General features: G+C 64.8%; 14 protein-coding genes. 11 read left to right on the top strand and 3 right to left on the bottom strand.

Annotation, left to right across the window (positions count from 1 at the left end):
- Positions 1-14: 14 nt before the first annotated feature.
- From IVB45_RS30815 to IVB45_RS30780, 8 genes are all read left to right on the top strand, one after another.
- Positions 15-2,099: a hydantoinase/oxoprolinase family protein gene (locus tag IVB45_RS30815; RefSeq protein ID WP_247358240.1), complete on the top strand. Its 2,085-nt coding sequence runs from the start codon at positions 15-17 to the stop codon at positions 2,097-2,099.
- A 2-nt stretch (positions 2,100-2,101) separates the two neighbouring features.
- Positions 2,102-3,760 (top strand): hydantoinase B/oxoprolinase family protein, encoded by a 1,659-nt coding sequence (locus IVB45_RS30810; protein ID WP_247358241.1) that lies wholly within the window; start codon positions 2,102-2,104, stop codon positions 3,758-3,760.
- Positions 3,761-3,799: 39 nt separating this feature from the next.
- Positions 3,800-4,798: a TRAP transporter substrate-binding protein gene (locus tag IVB45_RS30805; RefSeq protein ID WP_247358242.1), complete on the top strand. Its 999-nt coding sequence runs from the start codon at positions 3,800-3,802 to the stop codon at positions 4,796-4,798.
- A gap of 9 nt (positions 4,799-4,807) precedes the next feature.
- Complete coding sequence (locus tag IVB45_RS30800; protein WP_247287568.1) at positions 4,808-5,401, top strand: TRAP transporter small permease; 594 nt, start codon at positions 4,808-4,810, stop codon at positions 5,399-5,401.
- A gap of 34 nt (positions 5,402-5,435) precedes the next feature.
- Positions 5,436-6,740: a TRAP transporter large permease subunit gene (locus IVB45_RS30795; RefSeq protein WP_247358243.1), complete on the top strand. Its 1,305-nt coding sequence runs from the start codon at positions 5,436-5,438 to the stop codon at positions 6,738-6,740.
- A gap of 354 nt (positions 6,741-7,094) precedes the next feature.
- The gene (locus tag IVB45_RS30790) at positions 7,095-8,813 is read left to right on the top strand and encodes a PQQ-binding-like beta-propeller repeat protein (RefSeq protein WP_247358244.1); all 1,719 of its coding nucleotides are present in this window, start codon (positions 7,095-7,097) and stop codon (positions 8,811-8,813) included.
- 117 nt (positions 8,814-8,930) lie between these two features.
- Positions 8,931-9,296 carry a cytochrome c gene (locus IVB45_RS30785; RefSeq protein ID WP_247358245.1) on the top strand — a complete coding sequence of 122 codons (366 nt, stop codon included), beginning with the start codon at positions 8,931-8,933 and terminating at the stop codon, positions 9,294-9,296.
- A gap of 32 nt (positions 9,297-9,328) precedes the next feature.
- Complete coding sequence (locus IVB45_RS30780; protein ID WP_247358246.1) at positions 9,329-10,096, top strand: transporter substrate-binding domain-containing protein; 768 nt, start codon at positions 9,329-9,331, stop codon at positions 10,094-10,096.
- Between the two features lie 77 nt (positions 10,097-10,173).
- Here the strand turns inward: IVB45_RS30780 and IVB45_RS30775 are convergent, their stop codons facing one another.
- On the bottom strand, positions 10,174-10,818 hold the full coding sequence (locus tag IVB45_RS30775) for a glutathione binding-like protein (RefSeq protein ID WP_247287571.1): 645 nt from the start codon (positions 10,816-10,818) through the stop codon (positions 10,174-10,176).
- 115 nt (positions 10,819-10,933) lie between these two features.
- On the opposite strand from IVB45_RS30775, the gene IVB45_RS30770 reads away from it, so the two are divergent.
- Positions 10,934-11,578, top strand: a complete 645-nt coding sequence (locus IVB45_RS30770) for a TetR/AcrR family transcriptional regulator (RefSeq protein WP_247287573.1) — start codon at positions 10,934-10,936, stop codon at positions 11,576-11,578.
- Between the two features lie 165 nt (positions 11,579-11,743).
- Here the strand turns inward: IVB45_RS30770 and IVB45_RS30765 are convergent, their stop codons facing one another.
- Both IVB45_RS30765 and IVB45_RS30760 read right to left on the bottom strand, forming a co-directional pair.
- On the bottom strand, positions 11,744-13,711 hold the full coding sequence (locus IVB45_RS30765) for a methyl-accepting chemotaxis protein (protein ID WP_247287574.1): 1,968 nt from the start codon (positions 13,709-13,711) through the stop codon (positions 11,744-11,746).
- Positions 13,712-13,829: 118 nt separating this feature from the next.
- Positions 13,830-14,795 (bottom strand): glyoxylate/hydroxypyruvate reductase A, encoded by a 966-nt coding sequence (locus IVB45_RS30760; protein ID WP_247288291.1) that lies wholly within the window; start codon positions 14,793-14,795, stop codon positions 13,830-13,832.
- Between the two features lie 144 nt (positions 14,796-14,939).
- On the opposite strand from IVB45_RS30760, the gene IVB45_RS30755 reads away from it, so the two are divergent.
- Positions 14,940-15,308 carry a YciI family protein gene (locus IVB45_RS30755; RefSeq protein WP_027570323.1) on the top strand — a complete coding sequence of 123 codons (369 nt, stop codon included), beginning with the start codon at positions 14,940-14,942 and terminating at the stop codon, positions 15,306-15,308.
- Complete coding sequence (locus tag IVB45_RS30750) at positions 15,305-16,621, top strand: RNA polymerase sigma factor (protein ID WP_247358247.1); 1,317 nt, start codon at positions 15,305-15,307, stop codon at positions 16,619-16,621. Before IVB45_RS30755 ends, IVB45_RS30750 begins: the two co-directional genes overlap by 4 nt.
- Positions 16,622-16,699 lie beyond the last annotated feature (78 nt).

Genomic DNA, 16,699 nt, shown 5'->3' with positions numbered 1-16,699 from the left:
ACGGAGAATTTGGAATGCTTGAGGGAGCCGAGGTGCGGCTTGCCGTTGATATCGGTGGCACGTTCACCGACATCGTGCTGGACGTGGGGCAGGATCGCAAGACGCGCAAATTGCTGACGACGCCGCAGCGGCCCGAACAGGCGGTGCTCGATGGCATGCGGCTCATTCTTGCTGATGCGCGTGCCCATATCAGCGACATCGACGTCTTCATTCACGGCACAACGCTCGCGACCAACGCCATCATCGAGCGTCGCGGCGCGAAGACGGCGCTGATCGCGACCGAGGGCTTTCGCGACGTGCTCGATATCGGCACCGAGAGCCGCTACGACCAGTATGACCTCTCCATCGACAAGCCGAAGCCGTTGGCGCCGCGGTCCCTGCGCTTCACGGTGCCGGAGCGTATCGACGCCCACGGTGCCGTCCGCCTCCCGCTGGACGAAGCGGCGGTGCGTGCGCTCGCGCCAAGATTGCGCGCGCTGAACGTCGAGAGCGTCGCGGTCGCCTTCCTACACTCCTACGCCAATCCCGAGCATGAGCGCCGCACGGCCGCGATCATCAGTGAGGAGATGCCCGGCATTTCCGTGACCGTATCGTCCGCGGTGTGCCCGGAGATCCGCGAATATGAGCGGACATCGACGGCGGTAGCCAACGCCTATGTGCAGCCGCTGATCGATGGTTATCTCGCCCGCATGTCCGACGCCTTGCAGGTCGAGCAGTACCGCGGCGCGATCTATCTCGTCACCTCCGGCGGCGGTGTCACCTCGATCGAGACAGCGCGGCGCTTTCCGGTGCGTCTCGTCGAATCCGGTCCTGCCGGCGGCGCCATTTTCGCGGCGCAGATCGCGGCGCGTCTCGGCGAAAGCAAGGTGCTGTCCTTCGACATGGGCGGCACCACGGCAAAGATCTGCCTGATCGAGAAATACCAGCCCGAGACCTCGCGCGTGTTCGAGGTCGATCGCGCAGCGCGCTTCCTGAAGGGCTCGGGTCTGCCGGTGCGGATTCCCGTGATCGAGATGGTCGAGATCGGCGCCGGCGGCGGCTCGATTGCCCATGTCGACGCGATGAAGCGCGTCACGGTCGGCCCCGAGAGTGCCTCCTCGGAGCCCGGGCCCGCCTGCTACGGCCGCGGCGGCCTGCGCCCGGCCGTGACGGATGCCGACGTTGCGCTCGGCATGATCGATCCCGACGATTTCGCGGGTGGAACGATCAAGCTCGACCCTGAACTCTCGAAGCAGGCGCTGCTGCGCGCCGTGGGCGAGCCGCTCGGCCTGTCGGCGGAAACCGCGGCCTATGCCGTGCACGAGGTCGTCTGCGAGAATATGGCGAGCGCGGCGCGCGTGCATGCGGTGGAGCGCGGTGAGATTGTCGGGCAGCACACGCTGATCGCCTTTGGCGGCGCGGCGCCACTGCATGCGGCGCGGGTCGCCGAGAAGATCGGTGTCTCCCGCGTGATCGTCCCTTCCAATGCCGGCGTCGGTTCGGCCGTCGGCTTCCTTGCGGCTCCGATCGCCTACGAGCTGGTGCGCAGCCGTCATGTGCGGCTCGACGATTTCGACACCGAGGGGGTCTCCGACCTGCTCCAGGAGATGGTGACCGAAGCGCGTGCGCTGGTCGAGTCGGGCGCGGCCGGTGCGCCAGTGCGCGAGCGCCGCGCGGCCTTCATGCGCTATGTCGGCCAGGGCCATGAGATCACGGTCGAGCTGCCGAACCGGCGGCTGACGACGGCCGATCTGGCCGGCCTGCGCCAGAAGTTCGAAGCGGATTATGCGGCGATGTTCGAGCGGTCCATCCCGGGTGCGGCGATCGAGGTGTTGAGCTGGTCGGTGCTCGCGACGACCGAGGCGCGCAATCCGGCCACGGTCGCGGCCGTTACGCGCAAGCCCGCGGGCAAGGCGTCGGGCAGCCGCAAGTTCTTCGACGGTCGGGCAGGGGAGGTGATCGAGATCCCGCTCTACCGCCGCGAGGACATGGCGCCGGGCGCGACGATTGCGGGTCCCGCGGTGATCGCGGAGGACGAGACCTCGACGTTCGTCTCCAACAGTTTTGATGCCCATATCGACGGTGCCGGCAGCATCGTCATGGAACGGAAGGCGGCCTGATCATGAGCAAGGCAAGCGGCGCGAGCCTGATCGACCTCCAGATCATGTGGCACCGGCTGATCGCCGTGGTCGAGGAGCAGGCGCAGGTGCTGCTCCGCACCGCCTTCAGCCCGATCGTGCGCGAATGCGGCGACCTCTCGGCCGGCGTGTTCGACCTCAAGGGACGGATGCTGGCGCAGGCGGTGACGGGCACCCCCGGCCACGTCAATTCGATGGCTGAATCGGTCAAGCACTTCATCGCCCACTTTCCGATCGAGACGATGAAGGAGGGCGACGCCTACATCACCAACGATCCCTGGATGGGCACCGGGCATCTCAACGATTTCGTCGTCACCACACCCTGCTTCAAGGACGGCAAGCCGGTCGCGCTGTTTTCCTGCACCAGCCATCTCATGGACATCGGCGGCATCGGCTTCGGGCCCGACGCCACCGACGTGTTCATGGAGGGGCTCTACATCCCCATGCTGAAGCTGATCGACCAGGGCGTCGTCAACGAGACGCTGATGGCGATGATCCGCACCAACACGCGGCTGCCGATCGACACCGAGGGCGACACCTACTCGCTCGCCGGCTGCAACGACGTCGGCTGCGAGCGCCTGGTCGAGATGATGACCGAGTTCGGCATCGACACCTTCGATACGCTCGGCGACTATATCTGCGACCGCTCGCGCGAGGCCGTGCTTGCCGAGATCGCCAAGCTGCCGAAGGGCACCTGGCGCAACACCATGGTGGTCGACGGCTATGACGCGCCGGTCTCGCTCGAGGCTACGCTGACGATCTCGGACGAAGGCATCCACGTCGATTTCGACGGCACCTCGGCCGCGTCCCGATTCGGCATCAACGTGCCTCTGTCCTACACCATCGCCTACACGGTGTTCGGTCTCGGCTGCGTCGTCGCCTCGCAGATCCCGAACAATGCCGGCTCGCTCTCGCCGCTGACGGTGTCGGCTCCCCCGGGCGCGATCCTCAATGCGCCGAAGCCGGCGCCGGTCGCCTCGCGTCACATCATCGGCCAGATGCTGCCCGACGTCGTGTTCGGCTGCCTGCGCCAGATCATTCCCGAGCGCGTGCCCGCGGAAGGCACCTCGTGCCTGTGGAATCTCAATGTGCGCGGACAGACTCGCTCGGGCGCCGGCGGCAATTACGGATTCTCGATGGCGGTGACCTCCAATGGCGGCACCGGCGCGCGCTTCGCGAAGGACGGGCTGTCGGCGACCGCCTATCCCAGCGGCGTGCGCGGCACGCCGGTCGAAATCGCCGAGACGCAGACGCCGCTAATCTTCTGGCGCAAGGAATTGCGTGCGGATTCCGGCGGGGCAGGGCGCACCCGCGGTGGCCTCGGCCAGATCATCGAGGTCGGCAGCGGCGTCGATGCGCCGTTCGACATCCTGGCGGCATTCGACCGCATCGATCATCCGCCACGTGGTCGCGATGGCGGCAAGAACGGCGAGGCCGGCTATGTCGGCCTGAAGTCCGGCAAGAAGCTGCGTGGAAAAGGCTTTCAGCAGGTGCCGCCGGACGACCGGCTGGTGGTGCTGACGCCAGGCGGCGCCGGCATCGGCGATCCCCGGGAGCGCGCGCCGACAGCCGTCAACGACGACATCGAAAGCGGCCTCGTGTCTGCCGACAACGCGGTTACAGTTTATGGGCATGCGCGATGACGCTTCAGGCGTCGTGCGCGTAGCAAACGGAGGGGCTCAATGATCACGCGACGGAATTTTACCGCGGGCGCAGCGACGCTGCTCGCCGCCGGCCACATCTCGACCCGCGCGCGAGCTGCGACGGTGAGCTGGGACATGTCGACGGTATGGCCCGACGGCAATTTCCACACCCAGAACGCGTTTGCCTTCGCGGAAGAGGTGAAGAAGCAGAGCAGCGGCTCGGTCGCAATCACCGTGAAGGCCGGTGGACAGCTCGGCTTCAAGGGCCCCGAGCATCTGCGCGCCGTGCGCGACGGCCTGGTGCCGCTCGCCGACGTCCTCAACATCCAGCAGGTCGGCGACGAGCCCTTCATGGGCGTCGAAAGCATTCCCTTTCTCTGCGGCTCGATGGACGAATTGAAGGTGCTGCACAAATATGTGCGGCCCGAATACGAGAAGGTCGCCGCGCGCAACAACCAGAAAATCCTCTACATCGTGCCCTGGCCGACGCAATATCTGCATCTCAAGGTCAAGGTCGCCGATGTCGACGGCTTGAAGAACATCAAGATCCGCGTGCCCGACAAGAACGCCGTCGACATGCTGGCCGTGGTCGGCATGGCGCCGGTGATGATTCCCTGGGGCGAGACCATCCCCGCGCTGGCCTCCGGCGCGGTCTCCGGTGTCTCCACCTCGGCGGTGTCGGGCGTCGACGGCAAGTTCTGGGAATTCCTGAAATACATCTACCCGACCAACCACGTCTGGTCGTCGCAGATGCTCACCGTCAATCTCGATTCCTGGAAGGCACTGAGCGCCGATCAGCAACAGCTTGTCGCCGGCATTGCCGCCAAGATGGAGCCGGGCTTCTGGGCGAACTCGCTCAAGGCGGACGTCGACAGCCTCAACCGGCTCAAGGAAGGCGGCATGGAGGTGGTGCCGGTCTCGGAGGCCATGATCACGGACATTCGCGCCAAGACCGCGCCGCAGCTCGACGCTTTCGTCAAGCGCGTACCGGCGGCCGACAAGCCGGTGCGGGCCTATCTCGCCGAAATGAAGCGCTGAGGACTTGCAGTGGCGGATGTTTTGCCTGCGTCGTCCCAAAGTCTCAACGCGGCGGCGCCAGCGCCGCTGCGCATTCTGCTTGACGGCATCGACCGTCTCGGCCGGCTGGACGGTTGGATCGGAGGCGGTTGCCTCTTGATGCTGACGCTGCTGATGCTGTGCGAGGTAGCAACGCGCTTCCTCTCGAACTTCCTGCCGTTCTTTCCGCCCACGATCTCGATCGCGTGGGAGTATTCCTCCTATCTGATGGCGGCGTCCTTCACCTTCGGCGCCGCCATGACCCTGCGCGTCGGCGGCCATATCCGTGTCGTGCTGCTGCTGAAGAACGTCCCCGCTCCGTTTCAGCGCGCGATCGAAATCCTGTCGGCCGCCGCGGGCTTCGCCTTCATGGCCTTCCTGACATCGTCGATGGCGAAGTTCGCCTTCGGCGCCTATGTGCGCGGCCAGGTTTCGACCTCGAGCGACACCCCGCTGTGGTTTCCGCAGGCCGTCGTCACCTTTGGCATGCTGCTGCTGACGCTCCAGTTCCTGGCGCGCGCGATCCAGGCCGTGCTCGGCCTGCCGCTGGAGGATCACCGCATGAAGGCCTCGCCCGTCGAATGATCGCCCACGCGCCAGCCAGCGGACACCGGATTCCATGACCATCGAAGTCGTTGCACTCTTTGCGATCCTGTTTGCGCTTCTGGCGTGCGGCGTCTGGATCGGCCTGACGCTTGCGCTCACTGCGACGCTGCTGCTGGCGATGTTCCGCTCGATCCCGCTCGACAAGCTGCTGCCGCAATACGCCTGGAACATCCTGACCACGCAGGAGCTGCTGGCGTTGCCGCTGTTCATCCTGATGGGCGAGCTGCTGTTTCGCACCCGTCTGTCGCGTTCGCTGTTCCAGGGGCTCGCGCCCTGGGCGGGGCTTCTGCCGGGTCGTCTTCTGCATGTGAACGTGATCGGCTGCACCATCTTCGCGGCGATCTCCGGCTCGTCGGCGGCGACGACGCAGGTGATCGGCCGTATGTCGCTCAACGAACTGCTGCGCCGTGGCTATTCCCGCGACATCGCGATCGGCTCGCTCGCCGGCGCCGGCACGCTCGGCTTCCTGATCCCGCCGTCCAACATCATGATCATCTACGGCGTGCTCGGCGACGTCTCGATCCTGAAACTGTTCACCGCCGGCGTGCTGCCCGGACTGTTGCTGGCGGCCACCTTCATGGGGTGGGTGATGCTGCACACGTCCCTCAACCCCAGCATGGTGCCGGAGACGGAAGCCAAGCTCTCGCAGGTGCCATGGCGCGAACGTTTTGCGGCGCTGAAGGATCTCGCGCCTGCGCTGTTCCTGATCGCCTGCGTGCTCGGCTCGATGTATGGCGGGCTGGCGACGCCGTCGGAGGCCGCCGCGGTCGGCGTGCTCGGCGCGGCGCTGGTCGCCTGGGCGCAGGGCTCGATGTCGCAGCAGGTGATCCGCGACGTGCTGATCGGCTCGGTCGTGACCTGCTCGATGATCGCCCTGATCGTGCTCGGCGCCTCGATCCTCGGCAACGCCGCGGCCTTCCTTGGCATCCCGCAGGCCGTCGCCGCCTTCGTGAAGGGCTTGGGGTTATCGCCCTTCATGCTGATCGTGGTGCTGATTATCTTCTATCTGATCCTCGGCTGTTTCCTCGACGGCTTCTCGATGATCGTGATGACGCTGCCGATCGTGCTGCCGATCGTGAAGGGCGCGGGCTTCGACGAGATCTGGTTCGGCATCTTCCTCGTGCTGGCGGTCGAGATGGCGCAGATCACCCCGCCGGTCGGCTTCAACCTGTTCGTCATCCAGGGCCTGACCGACGATGGCCTCGGCTACATCGCGCGCGTCACGATGCCGTACCTGCTCATCATGGTGGGCTTCGTGCTGTTGCTGACGCTCTGGCCCGGCATCGTCACGATCCTTCCGCGCCTGTTGTACGGGTAAATCCTTCCTCGGGCCTTGGCGCTATCGCCGCCCGCAGCAGTCTGAGACTGCGAGGCCAAACGAACCGGTCAGCGCAACTGACGTTTGTAATCCGCGCCGCGCGTCAAATTCGCGTCGTGCGCGTGTTCCATCTTTGCGCTCCTCGTCATCCGGCGTACGCTGCTGGAGCGAGGATAAGCGCAACTGCAACCAGTCCAGAGACGTAGCACCTTTTGGCGATGTCCGCCGAGAGAGATCGAGAGCCGTCGGCGGCTCGTATGCGATGGAGAAGGCCGACAGAGAGCGGACTGCAGCATCCCTCGCGGTGGCGTCTGTGAGACGCAAGTTCAACAGCCATAAAAGCGGGAGGAACGGATGAGGAAGCGTTGGTGTAAGTCTGGTCTACCTCTTATTGCCGGCGCGACGCTGATGGTGTCGTCGGCCTTGGCCCAGTCCGTGGATACTGCGCGGATCGAGAACGGCGGTCAGAACGATTGGCTGACCTATCACGGTTCATACAAATCCTATCACTACAGCCCGCTGGCGCAGATCAACGCAAACAACGTCGGCAATCTGAACGTTGCCTGGACCCATATTCCAGGACGCTCGACCCGCGGCCTGCAATCGATGCCCCTCGCGGCGGATGGCGTGCTCTATTACTCGGGTTCTTACAGCCGGGTTTTTGCGCTCAACGGCGCGACAGGCGAGGTGATCTGGTCTCATTTTCCGGAGCTGGACGAGGCCCTGATCTCCCGTCAGACCCATTCCCCCTACAATCGCGGCGTAGCGCTCGGCGAGGGCAAGGTTTTCGTCGGCACCATGGATGGCAGGGTTCTTGGCCTGGATATGAAGTCGGGGAAGGTCCTCTGGGAAACCAGGTTGATCGACTCGCAGAAGCTCACGGTCGGTTTCACCGGTGCACCGCTTTACGCGAAGAGTACGGTGATCATCGGAGCGCAAGGCGGTGAATGGCCGGGCCGCGGCCCGATCTTCGGCCTGGATGCCACCACCGGGAAGAAGAAGTGGGAGTTCTTGACCGTCGCCGGCACCGACGAGGCCATGAAGACGTGGGGAAACGATTCCTGGCGCACCGGCGGGGGTGGCGGCTGGATGCCGGGCACTTACGATTCCGAGACCAACACAATCCTGTGGGGCACCGCAAACCCGGCGCCGCTCTACGATTGGTCGGGCGCCGATTACAAGACGCAAGGCGCGCGTCCCGGCGACAATCTCTACACGAGTTCGGTGATCGGTCTCGACGTCGATACCGGCAGGCTGAAATTCCATCATCAGGAATTGCCGCACGACGCCTGGGACTTCGACAGCGCGGTCGGCGAGTTTGTGATGCTCGAACGCGACGGTCAGAAGTTCGTGGTTCACCCGAACAAGGGCGGTTTCGTCTTCGTCTATGACCGCAATCTCGCCGTGAAGAACGTCTGGCGGCTCGTTGAGAACATCAATTTCGTCAAGGATATCGATCCCAAGACGGGTGCCTTGATCGGCCGTCGCGACTTCAGCGCCGGGAAGGTCACCGAACCGCCGCTGTGCCCATTCATTGGCGGCGGCGTCAGCTGGAACGCCGGCTCCTACAACCCGAAGACCGGCCTGTACTACAAGATCGGCCAGGAATGGTGCATGACGCTCGACGTCCAGAAGACGACGCCGGTTACAGCGCCCCAGGTCCAGCTCAACATTGGCGCCGATTTCAAGATGGTACCCCCTCCGGGCGGAGAGATTTATGGACATCTCGATGCGCGCGACCCCATCACCGGTGCTAAGAAGTGGGAGGTTCGCTATCCCGAGCCGCCGCTCGGAAGCGTGCTGTCAACTGCGGGCAATCTCGTATTCGTGCCCGACTCCCGCGGCATCCTTCATGCCTACGATGCCGAAACCGGGGCTGAGCTGTGGAGTCACAACAACGGCACCGGCCACCAGGGCGGCATCGTCAGCTATTCCGTCAATGGCAAGCAATACATTGCCGTAGTCGCTGGCTTTGGCGGCATGCTGGCGGACGAATACGCGCCAAACTTCGGCGGCGCCTACAAGAGCATGCCGCGTGATGACGGGGCGCTTGTCGTCTTCAGCTTGAAATAGATCATCGCAGATTGCCGGGGAGCAAGCGCAAGCTTGCTTCCCGTGCATTGGAATTTCCCGGTGTGCTTCAGGACTCGTGCTTCAGGACTCGTGCTTCGGGACGTGGCGCTTCAGGATATGGAGCTGGATACCTTGAACTTGCATTTCAAGAAGATCACCGCGCTGCTATCGGCGGTGCTGGGCGCCTCGTCGCTGTATGCCGCACCGGTTCAGGCGCAGTCTGCCACTCCCGTACCCGACAACGGGACGCTCGACGTCGAGCAGTTATTCGCAGGGACTTGCGGCTTTTGTCACTCTGCTGGCGGTCGGGCCGCCGGCAAGGGACCGCAACTGATGAATTCGCCGCGCGACGACGACTATCTGCACAGCCGCATCAAGAACGGCAAGTCTGGTGCGATGCCGGCATTCGGTGGGGCCTTCACCGACGCGCAGATCGACCAGATCGTCAAATATATCCGCGCCCTGAAGCCGCGCGAGGGCTGAATGACCAGCCGATGTCGATACGAGAACGCGGAATGAAGGCAGTTCTCCTGCTTGTGGTCGGCGCCGCGATCGGATTGCTGAATCCTGCGCAGGGGCGGACCCTGGACGCGATCCGCGCGTCCGGTGTGCTCGGATTATGCGCCCATCCGAACTCGCTTCCGTTCGCAAGCAAGGCGGCCGATCCACCCGGCTTTCAGATCGAATTGGGCGAGGCGCTGGCACACGAGCTCGGCGTCTCGCTGCGTCTCGACTGGATCATCACCCAGTACCAGATGCGGAGCGCCGGATGCGACATCGTTCTGGACGTCATCGCCAACCGCGAAGCGCAGGGTGAAACCCGCTTGAGACTCTCAAAACCGTATTACCGCACGGGCGTCGCGCTCGCCGTCCCTTCATCCAGCGCGCTGGCCTCGTTCCAGAGCCTCAACGAGCATACCAAGGTCGGGGTGCAGGTCGGATCCGTCGCTGCGATGATCATCAGCCAACGGCACGTCCCGACGTCGACTTTCGGCTTCGAGAGCGACAGCCTCGATGCCTTGTCAAACCATGAGATCGATGCCGCGGCGGTCACCCCCACCGCGGCGAGTTATTTCAATCTGACGCATCCGGACAAGGCATTTCGCATCCTGGATCGCGACGAGTCCATAGCCGATCTCAACTGGAACGTCGCGGTCGGCATGGTCCGCCCGGATGATGCATTGCGCGACATCATCGATGGAGCGCTTGAACGGCTGCGAAGCGACGGCACGATCGATCGGATATACGGCCGCTACGGGGGCGTACTGCAGACGCCGAAATAGATTGTTCCGGACGCCAGTCGCGCTTTTACCCGTCGTCCCGGCCGCATTGGCCGGAACGACGTCGTTTCGAATGTCGCTTACGCCGCGGCCTTCTTCCGCGCCTGCTCGGCCTTGTACAGCTCGAACTCTTCCGCGATCGCGCGTGCGACCGACGGCCGTTGACGCAGGCGTTCGTAATAGGCCTTCACGTTCGGCCATTTGGCGAGCTCGATCGGCGGCGTCGCCATGGTCCAGTTGATGACCGTGACGAGATAGGCGTCGGCGACGCTGAAATGGTCGAGCAGGAAGTCGCGCCCCTTCAGGTAATTGTCGAGATAGTCCAGCCGCGACAGGTTCTTCTCCAGTGCGTAGGCTTTCGTCTCCTGCGGCGCCTTGCGGTCGAGCACCGGGATGAACAGGCCCTTGTGCAGTTCGGTGCCGATGAAGCAGAGCCACTGATGCAGCCGCGTGCGATCGATGCCCGCTGCGGCGCCGAGGCCCGATTGCGGGAAGCGGTCGGCGATATATTGCAGGATCGCGGCGTTCTCGGTCAGCACCACGCCTTCATCGGTGCGCAGTGTCGGCACCAGGCCGATCGGATTCACGGTTCGAAAATCAGTGCCGTCGCTCAGCACTGTCTTGCTCGGCGGATCGACTTCGAGATAATTGGCTTCGGCGCCGGCTTCGTACAGCGCGACGCGGCTGGCCATCGAACAGGCGAGCGGCGAGAAATAAAGATCCATCTTGAGTCTCCTTGGGCAATTCCTCGATGTGACTTTGGAGTGTCGCTCAACCCGGCCAGATTGATTTTTGTACTGTCTTGCATATTATGGAGGCGGTCAAGGATTAAATTGCGAAATGGTACAAAAATCGAAGCCGCCAACTGCTGCCACGGAGCCCAAGCGCCGCGGCCGTCCGCGCGCCTATGAACCCGACGTCGCGCTGGGCAAGGCGCTCGACCTGTTCCGCACGCAGGGCTTCGCGGCGACCTCGCTCGACGATCTCAGCGAAGCCACCGGCATGAATCGCCCCAGCCTCTATGGCGCCTTCGGCGACAAGCGCGAGCTCTACATCAAGAGCTACCAGCGCTACCGCGAGGAAGCGCGCGCAGCGATGGTGGAGATCTTTCGCCAGGAGATGCCGGTGCGCCGGCGGCTGGAACGCATCTTCGCCTCCGCGCTGAACATCTATCTCTCCGGCGAGACCGGCCCGCGCGGCTGCTTCACCGTGGTCACAGCGGCCTCCGAAGCGGTCGGCGATCCCGACATCCGGGCCATGGTGCTCGATGGCCTCAACGAGCTCGACAAGGCATTTGCGAGTTGCTTCCGCCGCGCCAAGGAGAAAGGCGAGTTGCCCGACAGCGCCGATCCCGCTGTGCTGGCGCAGCTCGCATCCGCAACCGTGCACTCAATCGCCATCCGCTCCCGCGCGCGTGTGTCGCGGAAGGAGCTTGAGGCGATCGTGAAAGGGGCGATCGACGTGATGGTGGGAGGAAAGAGCTAGGCGGTGGCGTGGCGCGAGTATCTCCCAAACGCCGTTCTGGCGAAAGCCAGGACCCATAGCCACCGAATTTGGTTTGGCGAAGGTTCGGAGTTGCCGCCGTCGCGCCGCAGCTCCTCCCTGGGGTGGGTCCTGGCCTTCGCCAGGACGACACTGAGTTGTAGCCCGCTACGCCGCGCGAATATGCGCGAGGAAGCGATCCACCTCGTCGCGCAGCCGCTGCGATTGTTTCGACAGCTCGATCGCCGAGCCCAGGACTTCCTCGGCCGCTGTTCCCGTCGCGGCGATGCCGGCGGTGACGCCCGCGATGTTTTGCGAGACCTCGCCGGTGCGGGCGGCTGCCTGCTGGACGTTCTGCGCAATCTCCTGCGTCGCGGTGCCCTGCTGGCCGACGGCGGCGGCAATCGCGGCGGAGATCTCGTCGACCTCCTGGATCGTCGCGCAGATCGACTGGATGCCGTCCACTGCGCCGGTGGTCTCGCCCTGTACTGCCGTCACCTGCGCGCCGATCTCCTCGGTCGCCTTGGCGGTCTGGGTTGCCAGCGCCTTCACCTCGGAGGCGACCACCGCAAAGCCGCGGCCGGCTTCCCCCGCGCGGGCCGCCTCGATCGTCGCGTTGAGGGCCAGCAGATTGGTTTGCTCGGCAATGCCGCTGATGAAGGAGACGACGTCGCCGATTTTCTGCGCGGCGTCGGCCAGACTCTGCACGCGCGCATTCGACCGTCGCCCGTCGCTGGCAGCTTTGCCGACCACCGCCGTCGCGTGCGCAAGGCGCCGGCTGATCTCGGTCATCGACGACGATAACTCTTCCGCGGCCGCAGCAACCGTCTGCACATTCTCGGAGGCGAGCGCCGAGGCCGATGACACCGTGCCGGTCTGCTGCCGTGATCGCTCGACGATATCGGACATCGAGCGCGCCGTGTTCTCCATCTCGACCGCGGCCGAGGAGACCGTGGTGACGACATCGCGGATGCTGGCTTCGAAATTGTCGGCGAGCGCGGCGAAGGCGCGCCGTTTCTCCGCTTCGGATTGCGCCTTGGTGTCGGCCTGTTCGGCCTGGAGCCGGTTGAAGTTGAGGGCGTTGTCGCGGAACACTGCGACAGCCTTGACCATCGCGCCGACCTCGTCATTCGCCTTGCTGGCGGGGACGGTGACATCGAGGTGTCCGTCGGCCAGCTCGCGCATCACGCTCGTGATGGAGATGATCGGACGCGAGATGCTGCGGGCGATGAGATAGCCGACAATGGCGGCGAGCACGAGCCCGAGCGCGGCGATGCCGAATGCCAGCAGCCAGGCACGGTCGGCAGAGGCCACATAGTCGGCATTGTCCATCACCAGTTCGACCGCGCCGAGCGGCTTGCCGGAAAAATCCCTGATCGGCCCGAGCAGCGCGGCCACCGGCGTGGTGTCGAGCTTGGCCTGCCGTACCGTGAAGTCGCCGCCGGCGGCGCGGCCGTAATCGGCCGCATCGAAGAAGCTCTTGCCCTTCAGTGTGCCGCCGAACAGCTTGAAGCCGCCGCCGTCCGCGAGATGGAAGGCGATGTCGACATGGCGGTTGGTCTTGAAATCGTCGAGGAAGGACTGGCCGAAGGTCAGGCCAAACTCCACTGAGCCGAGATGCTTGCCGCCTTGCGCGATCGGCACCACGCCGCGGATGCCGAGCCCGGCCAGGCCGCCCTCGAGCCCGACCACGACCTTGTGCTCCTGGTTGGCGATGATCACGGTTTTGCGAAAGCCCGAGAGGTCGTCGCCAAATTTGGCAGGCTGGTGCACGCGCAAGAACGAGGTCGCGGGCGCCACGTGGAATTGGAACTGTTCGACGCCGTACTCCGATTTGGTCGCGGCAAACACCGGCCCGAACAGGCCGATTAAAGCGTTGCGATCCTGTTTGGCCATCGCGTCCTGCGTCGCGGGCATCGCGGCCACGACGGCGCTCATGGCGGCGGCACGCTGGGATTCCTCGGCAATTCGCGACTGGAGCGCGTCGTAATGACTGCGAAGCTCGCGCTGGTCGGCCCGGTCGATGATGCCGGAAATGATCCACATCGCCCCGAGCACGGCGAACAGGGCGGTCGCCGCCGCCGTCACCGCCAGCGCAACCGTGATCCGCATCCTGAGGCCGAGCGTGAAGCGCATGTCCGACTCGTTCGTTGAGCGTTGATTAACAACGCCTATCAACTTCTCGCTAAGAGAGGGTGAACGGGATACCGGCCGGCGATCAGTGATTTTACGGGCCCGGGTGGCACGTGAGGTCTCAGTACCCCCGCGTCCGGTCCACCACGTTCTCCAGCACACCACCCGCCTCGAACTGCGCGATTTGCTGGGCGACATAGGTCGAGATCGCATCGGCGTCGGTATCGGCGGCGTTGTGTGGCGTTAGCAACACCTTGGGATGGGTCCAGAACCGGCTATCCGCCGGCTGCGGTTCCTGCACGAAGACGTCGAGCGAGGCGGCGCCCAGCGTGCCGTCGTCGAGGCAAGAAAGGATGTCGGCTTCGTTCTGCAGGCCGCCGCGGCCGGCGTTGATCAGCACGGGCGCACCGAGTGGGCTTTTGCGGTTGAGCTTGGTGAAGACGTCGCGGTTGAGGATGCCGTGTGTATCGGGCGTCAGCGGCAACAGGCTGACGAGAATATCGGTCGTGCGCAGGAACGCGTCGATCTGCGCCGCGCCGTGGAAGCATTCGACACCCGCGATCGTGCGCGGGCTGCGGCTCCAGCCGGCGACGCGGAAACCAAGCCGCCGCAGCACATCGGCCGCGTCAGTGCCGAGCGTGCCCAGTCCCATGATACCGACCGTGACGGCGCTCGCCGGCCATTGATAGGTCGGCTCCCAGCGCTTTTCGCGCTGCGACTGGCGCAGATAAAGCTCCTGGCGATGGTGCATCAGCACGTGCTGCACGACGTATTCGGTCATGCGGCCGGTCAGATCGGGCACGGCGACACGCACCAGCGGCACGTTCGGAAGGCTCTTGTCCGCCATCAGCGCATCGACGCCGGCGCCCAGATTGAAGATCGCACGCAGATTGGGGAAAGAGCCGAGGTCGCCCGGCACCGGTTTCCACACCGCGGCATAGTGCACCTCGGCCGGATCGAGCCTGGGATCGGGCAGCAGCGCCACGCGGCGGCCGCCGCTGACCGCGTCGAACCGGGCCTTCCAGCGCTCCGGCAGCCAGTTCTGCTGCGTGCTGTTGATCAGGACGGCCAGTGTGCCCACGGTCATTCGAAGTGCCTCTTGAGGTTCCGCTTTTGAAGGCTCTCCTTGGCACGATCTGCCGGATTTTTCTTGCAATTTTTTTCCGCAGCCATGTCGGGGCAAGGCATACTGGATCGTCTTCAAAACAAGCGCTCAGAGAAGGTACTGCCCATGCTTTATGCGATCCTTTGCTATCACGACGAGGACTTCGTTGGCTCCTGGAGCAAGGACCAGGACGAGGCCGTGATGAAGAAGCTCGCCGTGGTGCAGGAAGGTCTCGCGAAGCAGGGCAGGCTCGGCCCCGTGGCGCGGCTGCTGCCGACCACTGCGGCAGCGACGCTGCGCAAGGAGGACCCGCCGCTGGTGCTCGACGGCCCTTACGCGGAGACCAAGGAGCAGTTGCTCGGCTTCTATATCGTCGATTGCAAGAACCTCGACGAGGCGCTCGACGTTGCGCGCGACCTCGGATCGGCCAATCCCGGCGGCGCCTATGAAGTGCGCCCGGTGGGCGTGTTCAGGCCCGGAGGGAATCTGACGTGAGCGAGGCCGATACCGCCTGGATCGAGACCGCGCTGACCTCGGCGCGCCCCCAGGCGGTCGGCGCGCTGCTGCGCTATTTCCGCGATCTCGACACCGCCGAGGAGGCCTTCCAGAACGCCTGCCTGCGCGCGCTGAAGACCTGGCCGCAGAACGGACCGCCGCGCGATCCCGCGGCCTGGCTGATCATGGTCGGTCGCAACGTTGCCATCGACGAGGTGCGCCGCACCCGCAAGCAGCAGCCGCTGCCCGAGGACGACCAGGCGATCTCCGATCTCGACGACGCCGAGGGCGCGCTTGCCGAGCGGCTCGACGGCTCGCACTACCGCGACGACATTTTGCGGCTGATGTTCATCTGCTGCCATCCAGGCCTGCCGGCGACGCAGCAGATCGCGCTGGCGCTCCGCATCGTCTGCGGCCTGACGGTGAAGCAGATCGCGCGCGCTTTCCTGGTGTCGGATGCTGCGATGGAGCAGCGCATCACGCGCGCCAAAGCCAAGGTCGCCGAGGCCGGGACACCGTTCGAAACGCCGGGCGCGGTCGAGCGCTCAGAGCGGCTCGCCGTTGTCGCCGCAATGATCTATTTGATCTTCAACGAGGGCTATTCGGCGAGCGGCGACACCGCCGCAATCAGAAAGCCGCTGTGCGAGGAAGCAATCCGGCTGGCGCGGCTGCTTTTGCGGCTGTTCCAGAGCGAGCCGGAGATCATGGGGCTCACGGCGCTCATCTTGTTGCAGCATGCGCGCAGTGCCTCGCGCTTTGCCGCGGATGGCTCGCTGATCCTGCTGGACGACCAGGATCGTTCGCTGTGGAACGGCACCATGATCGCGGAAGGCCTCGCCCTGATCGACAAGGCGATACGCCATCGCCGCAGCGGGCCCTACCAGATCCAGGCCGCGATTGCCGCGCTGCATGCCCGCGCGGCGACGCCCGAGGAGACCGACTGGGCGCAGATCGACCTGCTCTATGGTGCGCTGGAGGTGGTGCAGCCCTCGCCAGTGGTGACGCTCAACCGCGCGGTCGCGGTGTCCAAGGTGCGCGGACCGCAAGCCGCGCTCGACCTGATCGAGCCGCTGGCGCCAAAGCTTGCCAACTACTTCCATTTCTACGGCGTGCGCGGCGCTTTCCTGATGCAGCTCGGCCGCAATGACGAAGCCCGCATCGCCTTCGACCGCGCGATCGCCCTAGCCAATACTTCCGCAGAAGCCGCCCACATCCGCATGCATCTCGATCGCCTGATCCGGGACAGCCAGCCCAAGGGCGCCAACGGCGGCGCCAGGCAAGACGCCAAGGTCAAAGACGCCAAGGTGAAGTAGGGAGCGCCTGCTTCGGGCGTTGCAAAATTTTCGCTTCGCCTTGTCGGACCCGGCCCTCTCCCTTCGTCCTAGGACCGT

This window comes from Bradyrhizobium sp. 4, from assembly GCF_023100905.1.
Taxonomy (GTDB): Bacteria; Pseudomonadota; Alphaproteobacteria; order Rhizobiales; family Xanthobacteraceae; genus Bradyrhizobium.
This window is presented reverse-complemented; position numbering and strand designations above follow the sequence as displayed.